Below are 25,430 nucleotides of genomic sequence, written 5' to 3'. Positions count from 1 at the left end.
ACGGTCTTCAGGCAGAATGCACGATCAGTTTCAGCCCTCATGGCGGATCGACAAAGCAGCAGGCAAAAAAAGAGGGCCCAAAGGCCCTCTTTTCATACTCGGCTAGAACGTCTATCAGACGCCTGAGGCCTTCGCAGCAGCAACATCCTTAATGGACAGCTTGATACGACCACGGTTGTCGACGTCCAGAACCAATACTTCGACTTCTTGGCCTTCTTTCAGTACATCCGTAACTTTTTCAACACGCGCATCACTCAGCATGGAGATGTGCACCAAGCCATCTTTACCTGGCAGGATGTTAACGAATGCGCCGAAGTCAACGATACGCTCTACTTTGCCCAGATAGATCTTGCCAACCTCAGCCTCAGCAGTAATGCCCAGAACGCGCTGACGAGCAGCCTCAGCAGCTTCTTTGGTTTCACCGAAGATCTTGATCGAACCGTCGTCTTCGATGTCGATCGATGCCTTAGTCTCTTCGCAGATTGCGCGGATAGTGGCACCGCCTTTACCGATCACATCACGAATCTTGTCCTGATCGATCTTCATTGCCAGCATGGTCGGAGCGTTAGCCGACAGCTCGCTGCGGGACTGGGCAATCACCTGGTTCATCTGGCCAAGGATATTCAGACGCGCTTCCAGGGCCTGGCCCAGCGCGATCTCCATGATCTCTTCGGTAATACCCTGGATTTTGATGTCCATTTGCAGCGCAGTTACGCCTTTCGCGGTACCCGCCACCTTGAAGTCCATGTCGCCCAGGTGGTCTTCGTCACCCAGGATGTCGGTCAGAACAGCGAACTTTTCGCCTTCCTTGACCAGCCCCATGGCGATACCGGCAACCGGCGCCTTCATTGGCACACCTGCATCCATCAGCGCCAGAGAAGCACCACATACAGAAGCCATGGAGGAGGAGCCATTGGACTCAGTAATTTCAGACACCACACGAACTGTGTACGGGAACTCGTCAGCACTTGGCAGCATGGCAGCAACACCACGACGAGCCAGACGGCCGTGACCGATTTCACGACGACCAGTTGCCCCCATACGGCCGCACTCACCAACCGAGTACGGAGGGAAGTTGTAGTGCAGCATGAAAGCGTCTTTCTTCTCGCCTTCCAGTGTATCCAGCAGCTGTGCGTCACGGGCAGTACCCAGTGTTGCAACCACCAGCGCCTGTGTTTCACCACGGGTGAACAGCGCAGAACCGTGAGTCTTCTCGAGGACGCCGACCTCAATGTTCAGCGGACGCACAGTGCGGGTGTCGCGGCCATCAATACGCGGCTTGCCGTTAACGATGTTCTCGCGAACGGTGCGGTATTCGATCTCACCGAAAGCGTCTTTAACATCACCAGCAGACGGCTGACCTTCTTCACCCGACAGCTTGGCTACAGCAGCTTCGCGCAGCTCACCCAGGCGCGCATAACGCTCCTGCTTGACGGTGATGGTGTAAGCCTGGGAGATGGCGTCACCGAACTCAGCACGAATCGCATCCAACAGCGCAGTGTTTGCTGCAGCTGGCTGCCAATCCCAAGTCGGCTTGCCAGCTTCGGCTGCCAGCTCTTTAACAGCATCAATCACAACCTGGAACTCATCGTGGGCGAACAATACAGCGCCCAGCATCTGGTCTTCGGTCAACTCTTGAGCCTCAGACTCAACCATCAGGACGGCGTCTTTAGTACCTGCAACCACCATGTCCAGGCTGGACGCCTTCAACTGCTCATAGGTCGGGTTAAGCAGGTAGCCCGTTTCTGGGTGGAACGCTACGCGGGCAGCACCAATCGGACCGTTGAACGGGATACCCGAAACGGCCAGTGCAGCTGATGTACCGATCATCGCAGCGATGTCCGGATCAGTCTTCTTGCTGGTGGAAACTACGGTACAGATCACCTGCACTTCGTTATAGAAACCTTCCGGGAACAACGGGCGGATCGGACGGTCGATCAGACGCGATGTCAGGGTTTCCTTCTCAGAAGGACGCGCTTCGCGCTTGAAGAAACCGCCAGGGATCTTACCGGCAGCGTATGTTTTTTCCTGATAGTGAACAGACAGCGGGAAAAAGTCTTTGCCTGGGTCAGCAGACTTTGCCCCTGTCACTGTAACCAGCACGGTTACATCATCATCAACAGAAACCAGCACAGCACCGGATGCCTGGCGAGCGATGCGGCCAGTTTCGAGGGTTACGGTCGACTGACCGAATTGGAACTTCTTAATTACCGGGTTCACGGTTTTTCCTTCTCTTTGTTGCCCTTGGGGAAAACGGCTCTTACTCACTGCGCCGCGTCAATATCCGGCACAGGTCTTACAGAATTCGTGGGCGATGACGGGAATCGGACCCGCGGTCGTCCAAAACAGCAAATTTAAAAAAGCAAAAGCTGGAAGCGAGGGATGAGCCCCACTTCCAGCTTCGGCAGTCAGCTACGCATAAGCATTGCTTAGCGACGCAGACCCAGGCGACCAATCAGGGCGCTGTAACGGCTGGTGTCCTTACCTTTGAGGTAGTCCAGCAGCTTACGACGCTGGTTTACCATGCGGATCAGGCCACGACGGGAGTGGTGGTCTTTACCGTTGGCTTTGAAGTGGTCTTGCAGTTTGTTGATGTTTGCAGTCAACAGAGCAACTTGCACTTCTGGGCTACCAGTGTCGCCTTCAGCTTGTTTGTAGTCGTTAACGATCTGGGCTTTTTCTTCAACGCTGAGTGCCATGGGGCAATCCTCTCAGTTAAGCAACTGCAAAAGCAGTCGCAATAGGCCGGGAATAACTTCCCGTGTTTAAAAATGAGTGATGACCGCGCCTATTAACAGCCACCCTCGATTCCCGCAGGCAGGAGCCTAAACCCCAGACCTGCGCAACGGTCATACAGACCGAATAAGACGACGCGGCGCAACACGCCCGTCATCAGTCACTTCACCAATACCGATGAAACGACCAGTGTGATCTTGCACACGGACCATCCCGAACTTGGGAGCATCCGATGCGCGTACCGGCTGACCTTGCAACCAGTAAAAAGAGCTGTGCTCACTGAATTGCAGCAGGGGCCAATCTTGCAGGCCGCTGTCCACAGGTAGAAGGAACTGATCAACAGCTTCATTACCACCCTCAGCGTGTACGCGCTCAAGTTCCTCAAGCGTTACCGTGCGCTGCAAATCAAACGGACCGGCTTTTGTACGACGCAGTTCAGCTACGTGCGCACCGCAGCCCAGCTCGCGACCTAAGTCTTCAACCAGCGTGCGGATATACGTGCCTTTACTGCACTCAACAGACAAACGCGCCTGCTCGCCTTCAACGCTCAACAGCTCCAAGCGGCTAATAGTAACAGAACGCGGCTCCCGCTCCACTACCTCTCCTGCTCGGGCGAGCTTATAAAGAGGCTGTCCGTCGCGCTTGAGTGCAGAATACATGGGTGGTATCTGACTGATTTCACCGCGAAACTCAGGCAGCAGAGCCTCAATATCAGCACGACCAACGGTAACTTCGCGACGCTCGAGGACTTCACCTTCTGCATCAGCCGTATTGGTGGTTACGCCAAGCTGCATCAATGTCTCGTAGCCTTTGTCCGCATCCAGCAAATACTGGGAGAACTTAGTGGCCTCACCAAAGCACAGCGGCAACACGCCAGTTGCCAAAGGATCAAGGCTACCGGTATGCCCAGCTTTTTCAGCATTGAGCAACCAACGCACTTTCTGCAAAGCCGCATTGGAACTGAAGCCACGCGGCTTATCCAACAAAATAATGCCATCAACAGCACGACGAATACGCTTAACCTGAGCCACCCGCTTACTCCTTGGACTCAGTACTATCAGCGTGCTGACGATCTTCGCTAACAGCTCGCTCAATCAACGCAGACAGCTGTGCACCACGCACCACACTTTCATCATAGTGAAAACGCAGATGAGGCACGCTACGCAGCTTCATCACGCGCCCGAGCTGCATACGCAGAAAACCACTGGCATCGTTGAGAACCTTCATACTCTGAACCAGCGCATCCGGGTTCTCTTCGACACCCCCGCCCATCACTGTGACGTAGACCTTGGCATGACTGCCGTCACGACTGACATCAACTGCCGTGACCGTGACCAGACCGCCCAAGCGCGGGTCTTTGATTTCCATGCGGATCAACTGCGCGAGTTCGCGCTGAATCTGGTCGCCGATGCGTTGGGCACGGCTAAATTCTTTGGCCATTTCGATTACCTTCATTCATCACGCAGCATATAAATGCTACGGACTTATAAGCGGCAAACGCCCGGCCTCGCAAAGCGGGACCGGGCGCTGCATAAAGCGGCAACAGCTTACAGACTGCGAGCCACCTGGACTTTCTCGAAGACTTCGATCTTGTCGCCGACTTTGACGTCGTTGTAGCTCTTCACGCCGATACCGCACTCCATACCATTACGGACTTCAGCAGCATCGTCTTTGAAGCGGCGCAGCGACTCAAGCTCGCCTTCGAAGATCACCACGTCTTCACGCAGCACGCGGATAGGGCGGTTACGGTACACAGTACCCTCGATGACCATACAACCAGCGATCGCACCAAACTTCGGCGAACGGAATACATCACGGACCTCAGCAACACCCAGGATGTTCTCGCGAACATCGCTACCCAGCATACCGGTGAGTGCTTTCTTAACGTCCTCGATGATGTCGTAGATCACGTTGTAGTAACGCATATCCAGACCTTCCTGTTCAACGATCTTACGCGCACCGGCATCGGCACGAACATTAAAGCCGAACAGAACAGCATTCGAAGCCAGCGCCAGGTTGGCATCAGACTCGGTGATACCACCGACACCGCCAGCGACTACGCGCACTTGCACTTCGTCGTTACCCAGAGTGCTGAGCGAGCCTTGAAGAGCCTCGAGAGAACCTCGAACGTCAGACTTGAGGACGATATTGAGGGTTTTCTTCTCTTCTTGACCCATGGTCTCGAAGATATTCTCGAGTTTGCCAGCCTGAGCACGCGCCAGTTTGACCTCGCGGAACTTACCTTGACGGAACAGAGCGATTTCACGCGCCTTCTTCTCGTCAGCAACCACGGTCATATCGTCACCGGCATCCGGAGTTCCATCCAGCCCCAGGATTTCGACCGGAATCGACGGGCCTGCTTCTTTGATGGCCTTACCGTTCTCATCCAGCATCGCGCGGATACGGCCATAGTTGGAACCAACCAGCACCATATCGCCCTGACGCAAAGTACCGTCCTGTACCAGAACAGTAGCAACTGGACCACGCCCCTTATCGAGACGGGACTCAACCACCACACCACGGCCTGGGATTGAAGGCATTGCCTTCAGCTCCAGAATCTCAGCCTGCAGCAGAACAGCTTCCAGCAACTCATCAATACCAGTGCCCTGCTTAGCAGAAACTGGGATGTATGGCGCATCACCACCCCACTCTTCTGGGATCACATCAAGAGCGGCCAGGCCATTTTTAATGTTGTCTGGATTCGCTTCAGGCTTGTCGATCTTGTTGATCGCAACCACGATCGGCACGCCAGCCGCTTTCGCGTGCTGAACGGCTTCCTGAGTTTGCGGCATCACGCCGTCGTCAGCTGCGACAACCAGAATCACGATATCAGTTGCCTTGGCACCACGAGCACGCATTGCGGTAAACGCGGCGTGACCCGGTGTATCAAGGAAGGTGATCATGCCGCGATCGGTTTCAACGTGGTAGGCACCAATGTGCTGAGTGATACCACCTGCTTCACCGGATGCCACCTTAGCACGACGGATATAGTCGAGCAGCGAGGTCTTACCGTGGTCAACGTGACCCATAACGGTAACAACCGGCGCACGGGCAATCGACTCACCCTCAATCTTGAGGGACTCAGCCAGTTGCTCTTCGAGCACGTTATCGCTAACCAGCTTGACCTTGTGGCCCAGCTCTTCAGCAACCAACTGAGCAGTTTCCTGATCCAGAACCTGGTTGATAGTTACCGGCGTACCCAGCTTGAACATGAACTTGATGACTTCAGCAGCCTTAACGGACATCTGCTGCGCCAGCTCGCCCACAGTGATGGTTTCGCCAATCGCTACATCACGGACAATCGGCCCTGTCGGGTTCTGGAAACCATGCTGATTACGTTTCTTGAGCTTAGCTTTGCCACCACGACCACCGCGACGGAAACCATCGCTTTCTTCGTCGATAGTGCGCGGAGCAACACGCGGGGCCGGAGCTTTCTCTTTAACCGAGGGGCGGTGCTGAGCAGCTTTACGCTCCCCTCCACGGCGGTCGGAATCATCGTTACGACCTTTCTCGGCACGGCGCGAGTCATCTTTCTTGCGCTCTTCAACAACCGGGGCTGCGACTTCCTGGATTTCGTCTTCAACCGCCGGAGCAGGGGCCGGAGCCGCTACTTCAGCTACAGGTGCCTCTTCTACTGCCGACTCAGCTGGTTTTGCTGTAGCGCGGGCAGCCTCTTCTGCCTCACGACGCTTGGCATCTTCTTCAGCTTTAATGCGTGCACGTTCAGCCTCTGCAGCTTCTGCGGCTGCACGCTGCTCAGCCAGTTCACGCTGCTTTTCTGCCTCCAGCTCTTCAGCACTGCGCTTGACGAAGGTTTTCTTCTTACGCACTTCAACGCTGATTGTCTTACTACCCGCAACACGAAGTGTGCTGGTAGTTTTGCGCTGCAGGGTAATCTTGCGCGGCTCTTCCACCTTATCACCATGACTGCTTTTGAGATGGGCCAACAAGGCCTGCTTCTCACTATCGGTGACCGTCTGATCAGCTTTGGTGTGCGGCAAACCCGCCTCACTCATTTGCTGCAACAGACGCTCAACCGGAGTATTGACCACTTGGGCCAGTTCTTTAACCGTGACTTGCGTCATGCATTCCTCTCCTCAGGCCGCTACAGCTCTTACTCGAACCAATGGGCTCGAGCGGCCATGATCAACTTGCCAGCTCGCTCTTCGTCGATACCTTCGATGTCGAGCAGATCATCAATAGATTGCTCGGCCAGGTCTTCGCGGTTGATTACGCCGCGCACTGCCAACTCATGCGCTAGTGCCTTATCCATCCCCTCGAGGGCGAGCAAGTCGTCGGCTGGGTGGGCATCTGCCAGTTTTTCCTCGTTAGCGATGGCTTTGGTCAGCAGACGGTCTTTCGCACGAGCACGAAGCTCGGTGACGATATCTTCGTCAAAGCCGTCGATGCTGAGCATCTCCTCCATCGGCACGTAGGCGATTTCTTCAAGACTGGTAAAGCCCTCTTCGACCAACACCTGGGCCAGCTCTTCATCAACCTCGAGCTCATCGATAAAGCGCTGAAGAATGTCGCCGGTCTCTGCCTGTTGCTTAGCCTGAATGTCCGCTTCGGTCATCACATTAAGCGTCCAACCAGTCAACTGACTGGCCAAACGCACGTTCTGACCGCCACGACCAATGGCCTGAGCCAAGTTGTCAGCAGCGACTGCGATATCCATTGCATGGGCATCTTCATCGACAATAATCGCGGCTACTTCAGCCGGCGACATGGCGTTGATCACAAATTGCGCCGGGTTTTCATCCCACAGCACAATGTCTACACGCTCACCCGCCAGCTCGCCGGAAACAGCTTGCACGCGGGAGCCACGCATACCAATACAGGCACCTTGCGGATCGATGCGCTTATCTTTGGAACGCACAGCCAGCTTGGCACGCGAACCTGGGTCACGGGACGCCCCCATGACTTCAATCAGGCCTTCAGCAATTTCCGGTACCTCGATGCGGAACAACTCAATCAGCATCTCTGGAGCAGTACGGGAAAGAATCAGTTGAGGACCACGATTTTCAGTACGAATTTCTTTCAGCAGCGCGCGCAAGCGCACACCGACCCGGAAGGTCTCGCGGGAAATAATATCCTCACGAGCAAGGAGCGCCTCGGCGTTGTTGCCCAGGTCCACGATCACGCTGTCGCGAGTTACTTTCTTAACAGTGCCGGAAATAATCTCACCCAGACGCTCGCGATACGCATCCACAACCTGGGCACGTTCAGCTTCACGGACTTTCTGGACAATAACTTGCTTAGCAGTTTGCGCCGCGATACGACCGAACTCAATAGACTCGATCTGCTCTTCAAGCACATCACCTACTTTAGCCTGAGCTTCCATGGCGCGAGGCATATCGACAGTGACTTGGTGAGCTGGGTCATCAAAATTGCTGTCATCTACTACAGTCCAGCGACGGAAGGTCTCATAACTGCCATTGTGGCGATTGATCACCACACGCAGATCGACCTCATCCTCAAACCGCTTCTTTGTAGCAGTGGCCAGAGCCAGCTCAAGGGCCTCAAAAATTACGCCTGCCGGTACACCCTTTTCGTTGGATACCGACTCAACAACCAGCAGTACTTCTTTGCTCATCGTACGCCTCGCCTTTCGCAATCCGTTGGATCCGCGGGATCCGCGTCTCAGTCAAACCTTGGGATAATGTTGGCCTTATCGATCATCTCGACCGGTAAGAGGAACTCGTGGTCATCCACTTGCACCACTACATCCTGCTCTTCTACACCACGAAGAAGGCCCTGAAAGTTACGACGCCCCTCGAAAGGTGAGCGCAACTTGATCTTTACTTGTTCCCCTGCATGGGCAGCAAACTGTTCAAGTGTGAACAGAGGCCTATCCATACCCGGAGATGACACCTCAAGCGTGTACTCAGAGGTAATTGGATCCTCTACATCGAGCACAGCGCTTACTTGGCGACTGACGATTTCACAATCATCAATAACAACGCCATCGGGTTGCTTATCAATATAAATTCGAAGCAGAGAATGCCGCCCCTGCGACAGGAACTCGACACCCCAACATTCGTAGCCAAGTGCTTCGATTACCGGGGCCACCATGGCCTGCAACTGTTCTAGCTTGCTCGACACTTGAAGCCCTCGCGCATGCTGTAAAAATAAAAAATGGGCGAAACGCCCATCATTAAACCGCCCTTTAAGGCCGGCAAAGCTATGACTCAGCTAGCAAAAAGCCCCTTACAAGGGGCTCCTTTGCAATTCAATGCGGTGACCGGAATCCAGCCTCAGGGTAACCCCTTGAAACGAACTAAATTGCTACTTCCCACATCAAAGCTGATTTAGGGATTATACGACCCAGGACGAAGGAGGGTCAATCTAAGCCCAGTAACAAGAAGGCCCGCATACTGCGGGCCTTCTTGTAGATTGGTACCGAGGAGGGGACTCGAACCCCTACAGCCTATGGCCACTACCACCTCAAGGTAGCGTGTCTACCAATTCCACCACCTCGGCAAAATCGTTCAAATCTTTTGTTAAGCTTGCATACCTACTTACTCTGAAGCAGGTATATCTTCAGCTTCTTGCACTGTGCTTTCAGCTTCCAGCACGGGCACATCTTCTACCACTGGCGCTTCTTTCTTAACTTCGAGAACCGCAGGATTTGGCAAACCCTGTTGAGAAATCATATCAGACTTCTCTTTAGCAAAATAGCCTAAACCCAAGCTAGTAATGAAAAAAGCGGTTGCAAGTATAGCAGTAACTCGACTCAAAAAGGTAGAGTTTCCTTGACTACCAAATACGGTCGCCGAGGCACCAGAACCAAATGACGCACCTGCATCTGCTCCCTTGCCCTGCTGCAGCAACACCAAGAGAACAACACCAATTGCACCCAGCAGATGAAGTACAACAATTACTGTTTCCAGCATTTTCTTAGCTTCCTGCGGCGCGACAAATCGCACCGAACTCATCCGCATTCAAAGAGGCTCCACCAACAAGCCCCCCATCAATATCCGGCATACCGAATAGATCGGCAGCATTGGCGGCTTTGACACTTCCGCCATAGAGAATCCTTACGCTTTCAGCCAATACCGAATCCTTGCTCGCAATCTGAGCCCGGATCTCCGCATGGACTTCTTGAGCTTGCTGCGGTGTAGCCGTCAAACCTGTACCAATTGCCCAGACCGGCTCATAAGCGATCACAGCCTTAGCAAAAACACCCACACCCAACTCACCAACAACAGCATCCAACTGCGCAGAAACTACACTTAAGGTTTCACCAGCATTGCGCTGCTCAAGCGTCTCCCCGACACAGAGGACAGGTATCAACCCCGAAGCCTGGACTGCCGCAAATTTATTGCATACATCCCGATCACTCTCTCCGAAAACACTTCTTCGCTCAGAGTGACCCACGAGGACGAACTGACACCCTAAGTCCGCCAACTGAACCGGAGAAACCTCCCCAGTCAGAGCACCCTGCTCACTCTGGAACGCGCAATTTTGCGAACCTACAGCGATATTATTTTCAGCAAGCCCATCTAACACCTGCTGTAGATGCACAGAGACAGGGAATACTGCGACATCCACACCTGCGGGCAAAGCCTGCTGGTTAAGACCACCAATCAGCTCTGCGACGCTAGTGCGGGTACCGTACATCTTCCAGTTACCAGCTACCATTGGGCGACGCATGCTTTACCTCGTCGGTCAAAGAGGTCGCAGATATTACTCAAGCTCTTTACAACTGGCAAGCAAAATCAAGCACATACATCAGCAACAACTCTGGCAAGGCCCTCGGCATAAGCGCGCACCTTGACCTCGTCATTACCCTCAACCATAACCCGAACCAGCGGCTCTGTTCCGGACTTGCGCAATAGCACCCGCCCCTGGCCGGCCATTTCCTCTGTCACCTTTGCACTAGCCTCTTTCACAGCCGGATGCGCCAAAGGATCGTGGGCACCTGAGTAACGAACATTAACCAGCACCTGTGGGCACTTTCGCATACCCAACCGAGCCTCGCCCAGCGTCTGCCCACGCCGTTTCAGAGCCATGAGCACCTGCAATGCAGCAACGATGGCATCACCAGTTGTCGTGTGCTGGAAGCAAACCAGATGCCCCGAGCTCTCACCACCGACCAACCAGCCACGCTCAAGCAATTCAGCAATCACATAACGATCACCTACTTTTGCCCGTATGAATGGAATATTGAGCTCAGCCAGCGCTAACTCAAGGCCCAAGTTGCTCATGAGCGTCCCGACAACCCCGCCTTGGAGCTTGCCGCGCTCATGCAGGTCGCGCGCAATAATGAACAAGAGCTCATCGCCATCTACGATCGCGCCAGAGTGATCAACCATCAAGACACGATCCGCATCACCATCAAAGGCGATCCCCAGATCAGCATGCTGAGCCAAAACAGCGGCCTGAAGGGCTTCAATATGCGTTGACCCACAACGTTCATTGATGTTTAGCCCATTAGGCTCCGCTGATAGAACCGTCACCTGAGCTCCCAGCTCACGGAATACACTAGGCGCAACTTTATAAGCCGCACCATTGGCACAATCCAGAACCACCTTGAGCCCAGCAAAGCTAGTCCCGGTAGGCACACTACCCTTGCAGAACTCGATGTAGCGCCCTGCAGCATCGACAATCCGCGACACTTTGCCCAACTGCTCAGACTCAACCACAGTCATAGGCGAGTCGAGCAGCTCTTCAATCATCAATTCAATCTCATCAGGAAGCTTGGTTCCTTGGCCAGAGAAAAACTTGATGCCGTTGTCGTGATGCGGGTTATGGGAAGCGCTGATGACGATGCCCGCCTCGGCATGAAAGGTCCGCGTCAGATAGGCAATTGCAGGAGTCGGCATCGGGCCGAGCAGCATAACGTCCGCACCTGCTGCAGAAAGCCCCGCCTCTAATGCCGACTCAAACATATAGCCGGAAATGCGCGTATCTTTTCCAATCAGAATGCGGCAACGGCCCTGCTTGCGAAACGCCATCCCTGCTGCCCAGCCGAGCTTGAGCATAAAGTCAGGAGTAATGGGGAAATCACCGACACGCCCACGAATACCGTCAGTACCAAAATATTTTCGACCCATAACCAACCCCTTTCTTATTCTGCGGCCTGAACCGCAGCAATCATGCGGACAACATCCACTGTTTCAGCCACATCATGCACTCGAATGATATGGGCACCTTTAGCGACCGCCAGTGCCGCCAACGCCAGACCGCCATACAAGCGCTCTGAGACCTCGTTACCCAAGACTTTTCCAATCATGCTTTTACGCGACACACCAACAAGCAACGGCCGGCCAAACTCATGCAGACACTCTAAATGCCTAAATAGCGACAGGTTGTGCTCCAAGGTTTTAGCAAAGCCAAAGCCTGGATCGAGCACGATTCGCTCAGCAGAAATCCCGGCCTGCACACAAGCCTCAATACGCTCAGCAAGAAAATCCCGCACTTCGATCTGAATATCTGGGTACTGCGGATTGTTCTGCATATTGTGAGGCTCACCACGCATATGCATCAGACATACCGGCAAGCCAGTGTCGGCTGCCGCATCCAGCGCGCCGTCTCGCTGCAGTGAGCGGACATCGTTAATTAAACCAGCACCGAGCCGAGCGGTTTCACGCATAACAGCGGGTGTTGATGTATCAACTGAAATGATGACATCCAGCTCGGCGGAGACTGCCTCAACCACCGGAGCCACACGCTCAAGCTCCTCCAATGGTGAGACATGACGCGCACCAGGACGCGTGGATTCCCCACCAATATCAATCAAGGTCGCCCCCGCATCACACATAGCAGCTGCATGCCGCAATGCTGCATCGCGCTGAGTGAAGCGACCACCATCAGAGAAGGAATCAGGCGTGATATTGAGAATACCCATCACATGTGGGCGGCTCAAATCAAGAAACCGGCTACCACAAGGCAGCCGGTTAGAAGTTACAACAGCGGACATGTTAAACCTTAATGTTCAGCGGCAGGGCCACCAATAGGCTTTTCTGGACTTTCAGCCGACTCAACAGGGACAGCGGGCGTACCACCAGATGAACCGTTACCACCTTGCCAGCCTTTGGGCTCGCGTACTGGAACGCCATTCATGATGTCGTCAATCTGATCTGAGTCGATGGTCTCATACTTCATCAGAGCCTCAGCCATTGCATCCAGCTTGCTGCGGTTTTCCTCAAGGAGTCGCTTAGCCGTGGCATAGCACCCATCAATGATGCTGCGCACCTCCTCGTCAATCAGCTTTGCAGTTTCAGCCGAGACATTGCTCTGCTGACTCCCCATGCTACGCCCCAAGAAGACTTCACCCTCTTCCTCTGCATACATCAGCGGGCCGAGTTTTTCAGACAACCCCCACTTAGTCACCATGTTCTTGGCAAGCTGGGTCGCCCGCATGATGTCGTTGGATGCGCCAGTGGTAACACCATCGAAGCCCAGCGTCATTTCCTCAGCAATACGACCACCGAACAGCGAACAAATCTGACTGTTCAATGCACGTTTACTCAGGCTGTAGCGATCCTCTTCCGGCAGAAACATGGTGACCCCCAGCGCACGACCGCGCGGAATGATCGACACTTTGTAAACCGGGTCATGCTCAGGCACCAGACGACCAACAATTGCGTGACCAGCTTCGTGATAAGCAGTGTTGAGCTTTTCTTTATCCGACATGACCATGGTTTTGCGCTCGGCCCCCATCATGATCTTGTCTTTTGCCAGCTCGAACTCGTTCATTTCAACGAGACGCTTACCGGCACGGGCAGCGAACAGAGACGCTTCGTTTACCAGATTCGCCAGATCGGCACCGGAAAAGCCTGGTGTACCACGCGCAATTACAGCAGGCTCAACATCTTCACCCACAGGCACCTTGCGGATGTGAACCTTGAGAATTTGTTCGCGACCACGAATGTCCGGCAGACCGACCACAACCTGACGATCAAAGCGACCCGGACGCAGCAACGCAGGATCAAGCACATCTGGACGGTTGGTAGCGGCAATCACAATGATGCCGTCATTCATCTCAAAACCGTCCATCTCCACCAGCAACTGGTTAAGCGTCTGCTCCCGCTCATCATGACCGCCGCCCATGCCTGCTCCACGATGACGGCCCACGGCGTCGATTTCATCGATGAAAATAATGCAAGGTGCATGCTTTTTCGCTTGATCGAACATGTCGCGCACACGGGAGGCACCGACGCCGACAAACATTTCCACGAAGTCAGAACCGGAAATGGTAAAGAAAGGCACTTTCGCCTCACCGGCAACAGCCTTGGCCAACAGTGTCTTACCTGTACCTGGCGAGCCCACCATCAGTACGCCACGCGGTATCCGGCCACCCAAACGCTGGAACTTGCCAGGATCGCGCAGAAACTCAACCAGCTCACTAACTTCTTCTTTGGCTTCATCGCAACCAGCCACATCTGCGAAGGTGGTCTTGACTTGATCCTCTGACAACAGACGCGCCTTGCTCTTACCAAAGCTCATCGGGCCGCCCTTGCCACCCGCCCCGCCCTGCATCTGGCGCATGAAGAACATGAACACGGCAATGATCACGAGAATCGGGAAACTGGCTACCAGCAGCTGAGTCCAAATGCTCTGCTGCTCTGGCTGCTTACCGACGATCTCGACATTGTTGTCCATCAGGTCCTTGATCAGACCATTGTCCTGAATAGCAGGACGCACGGTTTCGAAAGCAGAACCGTCAACTCGCGTGCCACTGATGATAAAGCCGTCAACTGTGACTCGCTTTACGCTGCCTGTCTGCACCTGCTGAATAAACTCAGAATAATTGAGCTTATTCGTCTCTCCGGAAGTGGAGAAATTGTTCATCACCGTGACCAAAACAGCTGCGATGACCAGCCACAGGACCAGATTCTTTGCCATGTCGTTCAATTAGCTACCCTCTGAAGCAGGCCCCTTGCTGAAGCGCACTTCGCATGACGACCAGTTATCTACCGGTCTAACTTACTACACAACACCCTTTCGTTGCAGATGCTGTCTGTAACCCTATATTTGTAGCACTTAACCCATAAGACCGTATTTATTCCGGTGAGTTACATGCCACGGAAACCTCTTGCCAGAAGGTACTGCTCACGGGAGCGATCCCGGGAAGACAACGGCTTACGCATCTGGACCTTGTCGAACATCTGCTTGACCTGTTTGTGATATTGATCGAACCCTTCGCCCTGGAAGATTTTGATAAGAAAATCGCCCCCCGGCCGCAATACACGGGCCGAGAGATCCAGCGCTAGTTCACACAGGTACATTGCCCGAGGCTGATCCGCCTCGCGCACTCCACTCATATTGGGGGCCATGTCGGAAATCACAAGGTCTACAGGCTTATCTCCGATCGCTGCCAGCAAACGATTAAACACCTCATCATCGGTAAAGTCGCCCTGAATGAAGGTCACATCCGGGATGCTGTCCATTTCCAGGATATCCGAAGCGATAAGACAGCCCTTATCCCCGATCACCCGGCTCGTAACCTGCGACCAACCACCAGGCGCTGCACCAAGATCGACAACGGTCATGCCAGGCTTGAGGATGCGGTCTTTCTCCTGGATTTCCAGAAGCTTGTAACTCGCACGCGAGCGATAGCCATCCTTTTGCGCCATTTTGACGTAAGGATCATCAAAGTGTTCTTTCAGCCAACGCTGACTGGTCTTGGAACGAGCCACGCAATACCTCTAACTGTGTAACGCATGAATAGCTGGGCGATCCCGAAGGCGCTCGGGTAAACTACCTGCTGATTTTACAGATTAACCGCAGGAACCTGATTATGCCGCTCACTCAAGAGCAGAAGAAACAATTCAAATCTATTGGCCACCATCTAAAACCTGTATTGATCGTGGCTGACAACGGTTTGACCGAAGGCGTTCTTGCCGAGCTCGAGCGCGCACTCAACGATCACGAACTGATCAAGGTGCAATTGCGCATCATCGAGCGCGAGGATCGCCTCACCGCCATCAACGAACTGTGCAAAGTCGGAAACGCCGAGCTTGTGCAGGTTATTGGGAAAATGGCGCTGATTTACCGCAAGAATCCGAAAGTGAACCGGAATCTTTCCAACGTCGCGCGCTATCAAGCCTGATAACGCCGGTGCGGCCGGGCGCAGTACGTCATATGCGTCCAGGCCAGCAGCCGCTACAACTGTGCCCGCCCTGAGCGCTCAGGCACAGGCTGCAGAACCAGCATCAACCCTGCGAATGCCATCAACAAATAGCCAAACATCAGCCAGTACTGCGGCTCTTCCAGCCAATGCAGGGCATAGAAATAACCAACAGAGACCAGGACTACAGTCAGTAGCAGCTGCCCCCTGACATCCCTGATCACACTACCCAGCCCCTCAGCCCTGACGAGCACAAAGGCCTGAATCAATACGCACACCCCACTAAGTCCGACGACTAGAGGGCGTAATGTATTGCTCAATTCTTCAACCAGCAGTGACGCCATGCCGGTTTTAGCAATGGCCGGCAGCACAAGAAAGTGCAGCAACCAGAGGCCGCCGACCCATAACGTCTGGGCCAGCAGCCAGCTGATTGCTCCTGCTCCGCGCATACCTGACTTAGATATGGCGGACCTCGACAATTTCGTACTCGACCGCACCACTTGGAGTCTGAACCAGCGCGACATCACCCTCATTCTTGCCAATCAGGGCGCGCGCAATCGGTGAGCTGACGGAGATTTTGCGCTGTTTGATATCAGCCTCATCCTCGCCCACGATCTGGTAAACCACAGACTCATCGGTTTCGCAGTTTGCAATTTCTACAGTACTGCCGAAAATCACCTTACCTGTGTGCTCGATAGTGGTGACATCAATCACTACCGAGTTCTGTAGACGACCTTCGATGTCACGGATCCGCGCCTCAACCATGCCCTGCTGTTCGCGAGCCGCATGGTATTCAGCGTTTTCCTTCAGATCGCCCAACTCCCGAGCCTCACCGATAGCCTGGCTCAGCTGTGGACGAACCACCTTAGTCAGGTGAGCCAGTTCCTCTTCCAGGGCGCGAGCGCCCTGAACGGTCATGGGGTACTTGGTCATGCCTTAATTCCTGCGTGCAAATCCTGCAGACGGCGCACTGTCTTCTCTGGACCGAATTTCAGTGCTTCACAGATTGCCTGTCCCGCCGCGATGGTGGTGGTGCAGTAAATCTTGTGCTGCAGAGCGTTACGACGAATTGAGAAGGAGTCAGCAATAGACTGACGACCTTCCGTGGTGTTGATGATGAGTGTGACTTCATCATTCTTAATCATGTCGACGACGTGCGGACGCCCTTCGGTCACTTTATTGACCTTACGTACCGGCAAGCCAGCAGCTTCGATCACTCGCGCAGTGCCTGCGGTGGCGACCACCTCAAAGCCCAGCTCGATTAGATCACGCGCAACCTGGGCGACCAGCGGCTTATCATCCTCACGCACACTGATGAAAGCGCACCCGCTGTTCGGCAGGATTTCGCTGGCACCCAACTGAGATTTGGCAAAGGCCTCACCGAAGGTGTCACCCACGCCCATCACCTCACCGGTGGACTTCATTTCTGGGCCGAGAATCGGATCAACACCCGGGAACTTGGCAAACGGGAACACCGCCTCTTTAACGCTGAAGTACGGTGGAATCACTTCCTTGGTGTAACCGGCGTCGCTCAGGGACTTACCAGCCATAACACGGGCAGCCACTTTCGCCAGGGACTCACCTACGCACTTGGATACGAACGGCACAGTACGGGAAGCACGCGGGTTCACTTCGATTACGAAGATGTCTTCGCCCTGTACAGCCATCTGCACGTTCATCAGGCCGACCACACCCAACTCCAGGGCCATTTTCTTGACCTGATCGCGGATCTCATCCTGGATGTGCATCGGCAGCGAGTACGGTGGCAACGAGCATGCGGAGTCACCGGAGTGAACACCGGCCTGCTCAATGTGCTGCATGATCGCGCCGATAACTACGGTCTCGCCATCACACACTGCATCTACGTCCACCTCAATGGCGCAATTTAGGAAGTGATCCAGCAGCACCGGGCTGTCGTTGGACACTTTTACCGCTTCACGCATGTAGCGCTTAAGTTCGTCTTCCTGATAGACGATCTCCATGGCGCGACCGCCGAGTACGTAGGACGGACGCACAACCAGCGGATAGCCGATAGTTTTCGAGTGCGCCAGAGCTTCGTCTTCACTACGGGCAGTGGCGTTAGCCGGCTGACGCAAGCCAAGACGCTGCACCATCTGCTGGAAGCGCTCACGGTCTTCTGCACGGTCAATGGCATCGGGCGAAGTACCGATGATTGGCACACCAGCTTCTTCCAGCGCACGGCAGATTTTCAGCGGAGTCTGACCACCGTACTGCACGATCACACCTTTCGGCTGCTCAACGCGGACGATTTCCAGCACATCTTCCAAGGTCACTGGCTCGAAGTACAGACGGTCGGAAGTGTCGTAGTCAGTCGATACGGTTTCCGGGTTGCAGTTGACCATGATGGTCTCGTACCCGTCTTCACGCATCGCCAGCGCCGCGTGTACGCAGCAGTAGTCAAACTCGATACCCTGACCGATACGGTTCGGGCCACCACCAAGGATCATGATCTTCTCGCGGGTGGACGGATTCGCCTCGCACTCTTCCTCATAGGTGGAGTACATGTAAGCGGTATCGGTGGCAAACTCAGCAGCACAGGTATCCACACGCTTGTAGACCGGCAGGACTTTCAGCTTGTGGCGGTGGCTGCGCAGGTTCTTCTCGGTCACACCCAGCAGCTTGGCCAGGCGCGCATCGGAGAAGCCTTTACGCTTGAGTTTGAACATCAGGTCGCGATCAATGTTCGACAAGCCAAGAGTTTTCACCTGTTCTTCGATCTTGATCAGCTCTTCGATCTGAACCAGGAACCACTCGTCGATACGGGTCAGGTCAAAGACTTCGGCAACCGTCTTACCGGCACGGAAGGCGTCTGCCACGTACCAGATACGCTCAGCGCTCGGCACAGTCAGTTCGCGACGTAGGGTGCTTTCGGCTTCTGGGTCGTTCAGATCCAGCTTCGGATCAAAACCTACAGCGCCCACTTCCAGACCGCGCAGGGCTTTCTGCAGGGATTCCTGGAAGGTGCGGCCGATGGCCATTACCTCACCCACAGACTTCATCTGAGTGGTCAGGCGGGCGTCGGCTTTCGGGAATTTTTCGAAGGCGAAACGTGGGATTTTGGTCACAACGTAGTCGATGGACGGCTCGAAAGACGCCGGAGTACGACCGCCGGTGATGTCGTTCTGCAGTTCATCCAGGGTGTAACCCACAGCCAGCTTGGCGGCGATCTTGGCGATCGGGAAGCCGGTCGCTTTGGAGGCCAGCGCCGAAGAGCGGGATACACGCGGGTTCATTTCGATCACGACCATTCGGCCGGTGTTCGGGCAGATACCGAACTGCACGTTGGAACCGCCGGTTTCAACACCAATCTCACGCAGTACTGCCAGGGAGGCATTACGCATGATCTGGTATTCCTTGTCGGTCAGAGTCTGTGCCGGCGCAACAGTGATGGAGTCACCAGTGTGCACACCCATCGGGTCGAAGTTCTCGATAGAGCAGACGATGATGCAGTTGTCCTTTTTATCGCGGACCACTTCCATCTCGTACTCTTTCCAGCCGATGAGGGATTCGTCGATCAACAGCTCGCTGGTCGGCGACAGGTCCAGACCGCGGGCGCAGATTTCTTCGAACTCTTCGCGGTTGTAGGCGATACCACCACCGGTGCCGCCCATGGTGAAGGACGGACGGATGATGCAAGGGAAGCCAACCTGCTCAAGTACGCCGTAGGCTTCTTCCATACTGTGGGCGATTCCGGAGCGCGGGCAAGCCAGACCGATGTCTTTCATGGCCTTGTCGAAGCGCGAACGGTCTTCGGCCTTGTCGATGGTGTCAGCGTTGGCACCAATCATTTCCACGCCGAATTTTTCCAGAACCCCGTGGCGCTCCAGATCCAGGGCGCAGTTCAGTGCAGTCTGGCCACCCATGGTCGGTAGCAGTGCGTCCGGACGCTCTTTCTCGATGATCTTGGCAACGGTGGCCCACTTGATCGGCTCGATATAAGTCGCATCGGCCATGGCCGGGTCAGTCATGATGGTGGCCGGGTTGGAGTTCACCAGAATGACGCGGTAGCCCTCTTCTTTCAGGGCTTTACATGCTTGCGCACCGGAGTAGTCAAACTCGCACGCCTGGCCGATAACGATCGGGCCAGCGCCGAGGATCAGGATGCTTTTTATGTCTGTACGTTTTGGCATTTTCTCTCTCTCGAATCCTTGGGTCAGTCGGCTGGCTTAACGGCGCTTGGCCATGGCTTCGATAAAACGGTCAAACAGCGGTGCAACGTCGTGCGGGCCCGGGCTCGCTTCAGGGTGGCCCTGGAAGCTGAAGGCAACCTTGTCGGTACGCTCGATACCCTGCAAGGTGCCGTCGAACAGCGACTTGTGGGTGGCACGCAGATTGGCTGGCAGGCTCGGCTCATCCACAGCAAATCCGTGGTTCTGGCTGGTGATCATGACCACACCACTTTCCAGATCCTGAACCGGGTGGTTAGCGCCGTGGTGACCGGTCGCCATCTTCACGGTTTTGGCACCGGAGGCCAGAGCCAGCAGTTGGTGGCCCAGGCAGATACCGAATACAGGGATCTCGGTCTGGAGAACCTCCTGAATAGCCTTGATTGCGTAATCACACGGCTCGGGATCGCCTGGGCCGTTGGAGAGGAATACGCCGTCCGGGTTCAGCGCCAGCACTTCGCTGGCTGGGGTTTGTGCCGGAACTACGGTCAGACGGCAGCCACGGGCAACCAGCATACGCAGGATGTTCAGCTTCACACCGTAATCGTAAGCGACCACGTGATATGGCAGTTCGTTTGCAGCAATTTCCGGATGACTGTCGCTTTCCAGATTCCATACGCTGGAACGCCACTCATAACGCTCAGAGCAGGTAACTTCTTTAGCCAGATCCATACCCTTCAGGCCTGGGAAGCTGCGCGCCAGTTCGAGCGCTTTTTCTTCCGTCGCGTCTTCACCGGCCAGAATGCAGCCGTTCTGTGAACCTTTCTCACGCAGGATGCGGGTCAGGCGACGAGTGTCGATACCGGCAATGGCAACGGTGCCATTTTCTTTCAGATACTCATCAAGCGGCTGCTTGTCGCGCCAGCTGCTGGAGATCAGCGGCAAATCGCGAATAATCAGACCCGCTGCCCATACGCGATTGGACTCCGCATCTTCCGGGGTAGTACCGGTGTTACCGATATGCGGATACGTCAGAGTGACGATTTGCTGGGCATAGGACGGATCAGTAAGGATTTCCTGATAGCCTGTCATGGCGGTATTGAAAACCACCTCTCCAATTGTATGGCCATCGGCTCCGATGGCCTCGCCGCGAAAAATGCTGCCATCAGCAAGGGCGAGTATGGCTGGCTTACTCAAGAAGACCTCCCGTAGATCGATGCTTGAAGCAAACGCAGATTGTAAAAAAGCGGGATGACGTCTCGACCGTCACCCCGCTTTTTTAATTCATTCATTCTGCGTAACTTTTAGTGGACACACTAAAGCGAGAAGCTTACAGGAAAGTGCCTTTTTGGTCCACCTTTGCGACGCCAAAGTCTTAGACTTCAGCGCCGAGTGCGACACAATGACTCAGTTAAGCCCCAAAACATCCTGCATGTCATACAGACCCGCTTCACGCCCCTGCAGCCACAGCGCTGCACGGACAGCACCCTTAGCAAAGGTCATACGACTGGACGCCTTATGGGTGATCTCTAAACGCTCGCCCTCGGCAGCAAACAGAACCGTGTGATCACCCACCACATCACCTGCACGCACAGTGGCAAAGCCAATGGTTTCACGCTCACGGGCACCGGTCTGACCTTCGCGACCATAGACTGCCACTTTCTGCAGATCACGCCCCAGCGCACTGGCAACAACCTCCCCCATGCGCAGCGCAGTACCGGACGGAGCATCCACTTTATGGCGGTGATGCGCTTCGATAATTTCGATATCGACATCATCACCCAGCACACGGGCAGCGGTATCCAGCAACTTGAGGCAGAGATTGACACCAACACTGAAGTTGGCCGCAAACACGATAGGGATCTGCTTGCCAGCCGCAGCCAGCAATTCCTTTTCCTGCGGAGTGAAACCAGTTGTGCCGATCACCATGGCTTTACCCGCCTGACGGCAGACTTCCAGATTCTTCAGCGTTACAGATGGATGAGTAAAGTCGATCAGCACATCGAACTGATCCAGCACCGCATTCAGGTCGCCGGACAGGCTCACACCCATCTTGCCCTGCGCGATCAGCTCACCGACATCGGCACCAACTAAGCTGCTGTCAGCACGATCAATTGCAGCAGTCAGGCTGGCAGAATCAGCCAACTGTACAGCCTCAATCAGGGTTTTACCCATGCGCCCGGCGGCGCCCATCACAGCAATACGTTGCATACGATTCAATTCCAAACTGTCATGACAGGCTGACTGCCCTGCCGGGCAGCGCCTGTCATGCACGATTACAGGTCGCCGAAGAAGCGCTTCACACCTTCAAACCAGCCATTGGCCTTGGGCGAATGAGAGCTGTCACCTTCCAGCGTTTTGCGGAACTCTTCAAGCAGTTCACGCTGACGACGATCCAGATTGACCGGCGTTTCAACCGCCACACGACACATCAGGTCACCGGCACCGCCACCACGTACAGGCGCTACGCCTTTACCGCGCAGACGGAACATTTTGCCAGTTTGTGTGCCTTCCGGAATCTTCAGTTTGACCCGGCCATCCAGTGTCGGCACCTCCAACTCACCACCGAGGGCTGCGTCAGCAAAGCTGATCGGCACTTCGCAGTAAAGATGCTTACCGTCACGCTGGAAGATCGCGTGCTCACGCACATTGACCACGACATACAGATCGCCCGCAGGACCACCCAGAGCACCCGCTTCGCCTTCGCCGGACAGACGGATACGGTCACCGGTGTCGACTCCCGCCGGCACCTTGACCGACAGTGTTTTGCTTTCTTCTACACGCCCCTGACCATGGCAGCTGCCACACGGATCAGTGATCATCTTGCCGCTACCATGGCAGCGCGGGCAGGTCTGCTGGACGGAGAAGAAGCCTTGCTGCATGCGTACCTGCCCAATACCGCCGCAGGTGGTACAAGTCACAGGTGAAGTACCTTTCTTGGCACCGGAACCATCGCAGGTCTTACAGTTGACCAAGGTCGGCACGCGAATGGTCACAGTCGTCCCGCGTACGGCCTCTTCCAGATCAAGCTCCAGGGTGTAGCGCAGATCACTGCCGCGCTGCGGACCACCGCGTTGCCCGCCGCGACTGCCACCACCGAAGAAATCACTGAACACATCACCGAAAATATCGGAGAAGTTCGCCCCGCCAAAACCACCTGCACCACCGCCGCCCATGCTTGGATCAACACCAGCATGGCCATACTGGTCGTACGCCGAACGCTTACTCGCATCGGAAAGCACTTCGTAAGCCTCGTTGGCCTCCTTGAACTTCTCTTCAGCGTCTTTATCGTCCGGGTTGCGATCTGGGTGATATTTCATAGCCAGACGGCGGTAAGCCTTTTTCAGCTCCGCTTCGCTGGCACCGCGCTCAACACCGAGCACCTCGTAATAATCACGTTTAGCCATATATCCTCAACACCTCGAATTCGTCAGCCCCAGACACGCCAACGCGGGAGCAAGCCCCCGCGTGACGGATCAAGCCGGATACAGCCTTAGGTGCATCCGGCAGGAGCGGCATAAGCTTGCGCTTACTTGTTGTCCTTGACCTCTTCGAACTCGGCGTCGACGACGTCGTCAGCCGGATCCTTGGACTTCTCGCCAGCGTCCGCCTGAGCACCACCCTGAGGCTGTTCGGCGTACATTTTCTGAGCCAGCGGTGCAGTCACTTCGGACAGGGCAGTCATTTTGGCTTCAATTTCAGCCTTGTCGTCGCCCTTCACAGCCGCTTCCAGCGCAGCAACGGCGCTTTCAATGGCTGCTTTTTCCTCCGCAGTCGCTTTATCGCCAGCTTCAGTCACCATCTTACGAGTGGCGTGTACCAGCTGATCACCCTGGTTGCGAGCACCAGCCAGCTCTTCAAACTTGCGGTCTTCCTCGGCGTTGGCCTCGGCATCACGCACCATTTGCTGAATCTCCTCCTCGGACAGACCGGAGTTGGCCTTAATCACGATGGACTGAGACTTGCCAGTCGCCTTGTCTTTCGCACTTACGTGCAGAATACCGTTGGCGTCGATATCGAAGGTTACTTCGATCTGCGGCACGCCACGCGGAGCCGGCGGAATCTCAGCTAGGTCGAATTTACCCAACGACTTGTTGCCGCTGGCCTGCTTACGCTCACCCTGCAGAACGTGGATGGTTACCGCGCTCTGGTTGTCGTCAGCAGTCGAGAACACCTGAGACTTCTTGGTCGGGATGGTGGTGTTCTTCTCGATCAGCGCAGTCATCACGCCGCCCATGGTTTCGATACCCAAAGTCAGCGGGGAAACGTCCAGCAGCAGTACGTCTTTAACGTCGCCTGCCAGAACCGCACCCTGAATGGCAGCACCCATGGCAACCGCTTCGTCCGGGTTAACGTCTTTACGCGGCTCTTTGCCGAAGAAATCGCTAACAGTCTTCTGCACCAGCGGCATACGGGTCTGACCACCGACCAGAATCACGTCGTTGATCGCGCCAACGTCGATACCGGCATCTTTCAGTGCAATTTTGCACGGTTCGATAGTGCGCTGAACCAAGTCTTCAACCAGAGATTCCAGCTTGGCACGGGAAATCTTGACGTTCAGGTGCTTCGGACCGGTCGCATCAGCAGTGATGTACGGCAGGTTAACGTCGGTCTGCTGACTGGAAGACAGCTCGATTTTGGCTTTTTCAGCAGCTTCTTTCAGACGCTGCATGGCCAGAGGATCACCCTTCAGGTTCATGCCGGTTTCTTTGTTGAATTCGTCTACGAGGTAGTCGATCAGACGAATGTCAAAGTCTTCACCGCCCAGGAAGGTGTCACCGTTAGTAGCCAGTACTTCAAACTGGTGCTCACCGTCTACTTCAGCAATTTCGATCACGGAAACGTCGAAGGTACCGCCACCCAGGTCATACACGATGACAGTGTGGTCGCCCTTGGCCTTATCCATACCGTAAGCCAGAGCAGCAGCAGTCGGCTCGTTGATGATGCGCTTAACGTCCAGACCCGCAATACGGCCGGCGTCTTTGGTAGCCTGACGCTGGCTGTCGTTGAAGTAAGCCGGAACAGTAATAACCGCTTCAGTCACTGCTTCACCGAGGTAGTCCTCAGCGGTTTTCTTCATTTTCTTCAGGACTTCGGCGCTGATTTGCGGCGGAGCCATTTTCTGGCCATTTACTTCAACCCAGGCGTCACCGTTGTCAGCCTTAGCGATTTTGTATGGAACCAGACCAATATCTTTCTGCACGACGTCTTCATCGAAACGACGGCCGATCAGACGCTTAACGGCGTACAGAGTATTGTGCGGGTTGGTCACAGCCTGACGCTTGGCAGACTGACCAACAAGAATTTCACCGTCATTGGCATACGCGATGATCGAAGGGGTAGTACGCGCACCCTCGGCGTTCTCAATAACTTTTACAGAACCGTTTTCCAGAATGGAGACGCAGGAGTTAGTTGTCCCCAAGTCAATACCGATAATTTTACCCATGTTCACTCTCCCGAAATTTTTTAAGATTTCGCCGCTGTAAGCC

Annotated in this window: 21 protein-coding genes and 1 tRNA gene; 1 reads left to right on the top strand and 21 read right to left on the bottom strand. The window is 54.8% G+C overall.

The features are described from left to right. Positions 1-114 precede the first annotated feature (114 nt). The 14 genes from pnp to rlmE form a co-directional block, all read right to left on the bottom strand. The gene (gene pnp, locus AO726_RS17640) at positions 115-2,220 is read right to left on the bottom strand and encodes a polyribonucleotide nucleotidyltransferase (protein WP_058069420.1); all 2,106 of its coding nucleotides are present in this window, start codon (positions 2,218-2,220) and stop codon (positions 115-117) included. A 209-nt stretch (positions 2,221-2,429) separates the two neighbouring features. Next, positions 2,430-2,699, bottom strand: a complete 270-nt coding sequence (rpsO, locus tag AO726_RS17635) for a 30S ribosomal protein S15 (RefSeq protein ID WP_021700421.1) — start codon at positions 2,697-2,699, stop codon at positions 2,430-2,432. A 150-nt stretch (positions 2,700-2,849) separates the two neighbouring features. Beyond that, positions 2,850-3,767: a tRNA pseudouridine(55) synthase TruB gene (truB, locus tag AO726_RS17630; protein WP_058069419.1), complete on the bottom strand. Its 918-nt coding sequence runs from the start codon at positions 3,765-3,767 to the stop codon at positions 2,850-2,852. Between the two features lie 4 nt (positions 3,768-3,771). Continuing rightward, complete coding sequence (gene rbfA, locus AO726_RS17625; protein ID WP_058069418.1) at positions 3,772-4,176, bottom strand: 30S ribosome-binding factor RbfA; 405 nt, start codon at positions 4,174-4,176, stop codon at positions 3,772-3,774. A gap of 107 nt (positions 4,177-4,283) precedes the next feature. Then, complete coding sequence (gene infB / locus AO726_RS17620; protein WP_058069417.1) at positions 4,284-6,821, bottom strand: translation initiation factor IF-2; 2,538 nt, start codon at positions 6,819-6,821, stop codon at positions 4,284-4,286. A 29-nt stretch (positions 6,822-6,850) separates the two neighbouring features. After that, entirely contained in the window at positions 6,851-8,332 is a 1,482-nt protein-coding gene (gene nusA / locus AO726_RS17615; protein ID WP_058069416.1) for a transcription termination factor NusA, read from the bottom strand. Positions 8,333-8,379: 47 nt separating this feature from the next. Continuing rightward, positions 8,380-8,841 carry a ribosome maturation factor RimP gene (gene rimP, locus AO726_RS17610; protein WP_058069415.1) on the bottom strand — a complete coding sequence of 154 codons (462 nt, stop codon included), beginning with the start codon at positions 8,839-8,841 and terminating at the stop codon, positions 8,380-8,382. A gap of 292 nt (positions 8,842-9,133) precedes the next feature. Then, a tRNA-Leu gene (locus AO726_RS17605) sits at positions 9,134-9,219 on the bottom strand. A 38-nt stretch (positions 9,220-9,257) separates the two neighbouring features. Continuing rightward, positions 9,258-9,632: a preprotein translocase subunit SecG gene (secG, locus tag AO726_RS17600; protein WP_058069414.1), complete on the bottom strand. Its 375-nt coding sequence runs from the start codon at positions 9,630-9,632 to the stop codon at positions 9,258-9,260. A 4-nt stretch (positions 9,633-9,636) separates the two neighbouring features. Further along, entirely contained in the window at positions 9,637-10,392 is a 756-nt protein-coding gene (gene tpiA, locus AO726_RS17595) for a triose-phosphate isomerase (RefSeq protein WP_058069413.1), read from the bottom strand. 65 nt (positions 10,393-10,457) lie between these two features. Continuing rightward, entirely contained in the window at positions 10,458-11,795 is a 1,338-nt protein-coding gene (gene glmM, locus AO726_RS17590; RefSeq protein WP_058069412.1) for a phosphoglucosamine mutase, read from the bottom strand. Between the two features lie 14 nt (positions 11,796-11,809). After that, positions 11,810-12,661, bottom strand: coding sequence for a dihydropteroate synthase (gene folP / locus AO726_RS17585; protein WP_058069411.1), 852 nt, complete (start codon positions 12,659-12,661; stop codon positions 11,810-11,812). Positions 12,662-12,669: 8 nt separating this feature from the next. After that, a complete protein-coding gene (gene ftsH, locus AO726_RS17580; RefSeq protein ID WP_058069410.1) occupies positions 12,670-14,589 on the bottom strand; it encodes an ATP-dependent zinc metalloprotease FtsH in 1,920 nt (639 codons plus the stop codon). A gap of 170 nt (positions 14,590-14,759) precedes the next feature. Then, positions 14,760-15,383: a 23S rRNA (uridine(2552)-2'-O)-methyltransferase RlmE gene (gene rlmE / locus AO726_RS17575; protein ID WP_058069409.1), complete on the bottom strand. Its 624-nt coding sequence runs from the start codon at positions 15,381-15,383 to the stop codon at positions 14,760-14,762. A gap of 101 nt (positions 15,384-15,484) precedes the next feature. On the opposite strand from rlmE, the gene yhbY reads away from it, so the two are divergent. After that, a complete protein-coding gene (gene yhbY / locus AO726_RS17570; RefSeq protein WP_058069408.1) occupies positions 15,485-15,796 on the top strand; it encodes a ribosome assembly RNA-binding protein YhbY in 312 nt (103 codons plus the stop codon). 53 nt (positions 15,797-15,849) lie between these two features. Here yhbY and AO726_RS17565 read toward each other — a convergent pair whose 3' ends face one another. The 7 genes from AO726_RS17565 to dnaK all read right to left on the bottom strand — a co-directional run bounded on the left by AO726_RS17565 (position 15,850) and on the right by dnaK (position 25,387). After that, positions 15,850-16,263: a hypothetical protein gene (locus tag AO726_RS17565; protein ID WP_058069407.1), complete on the bottom strand. Its 414-nt coding sequence runs from the start codon at positions 16,261-16,263 to the stop codon at positions 15,850-15,852. 7 nt (positions 16,264-16,270) lie between these two features. Beyond that, a complete protein-coding gene (greA, locus tag AO726_RS17560; protein WP_058069406.1) occupies positions 16,271-16,747 on the bottom strand; it encodes a transcription elongation factor GreA in 477 nt (158 codons plus the stop codon). Further along, entirely contained in the window at positions 16,744-19,965 is a 3,222-nt protein-coding gene (gene carB / locus AO726_RS17555; RefSeq protein ID WP_058069405.1) for a carbamoyl-phosphate synthase large subunit, read from the bottom strand. The genes greA and carB overlap by 4 nt, the downstream gene beginning before the upstream one ends. Positions 19,966-20,001: 36 nt before the next feature. After that, complete coding sequence (carA, locus tag AO726_RS17550) at positions 20,002-21,138, bottom strand: glutamine-hydrolyzing carbamoyl-phosphate synthase small subunit (RefSeq protein WP_058069404.1); 1,137 nt, start codon at positions 21,136-21,138, stop codon at positions 20,002-20,004. A 210-nt stretch (positions 21,139-21,348) separates the two neighbouring features. After that, positions 21,349-22,152, bottom strand: coding sequence for a 4-hydroxy-tetrahydrodipicolinate reductase (gene dapB, locus AO726_RS17545; RefSeq protein ID WP_058069403.1), 804 nt, complete (start codon positions 22,150-22,152; stop codon positions 21,349-21,351). Between the two features lie 65 nt (positions 22,153-22,217). Further along, a complete protein-coding gene (dnaJ, locus tag AO726_RS17540; RefSeq protein ID WP_058069402.1) occupies positions 22,218-23,348 on the bottom strand; it encodes a molecular chaperone DnaJ in 1,131 nt (376 codons plus the stop codon). Between the two features lie 122 nt (positions 23,349-23,470). Beyond that, positions 23,471-25,387 (bottom strand): molecular chaperone DnaK, encoded by a 1,917-nt coding sequence (gene dnaK, locus AO726_RS17535; protein ID WP_058069401.1) that lies wholly within the window; start codon positions 25,385-25,387, stop codon positions 23,471-23,473. Positions 25,388-25,430 lie beyond the last annotated feature (43 nt).

Source organism: Pseudomonas sp. TTU2014-080ASC (assembly GCF_001446935.1).
Classification (GTDB): Bacteria; Pseudomonadota; Gammaproteobacteria; order Pseudomonadales; family Pseudomonadaceae; genus Aquipseudomonas.
Note: the sequence above shows the minus strand (reverse complement) of the source record. Positions and strands in the feature narration are given on the sequence as shown.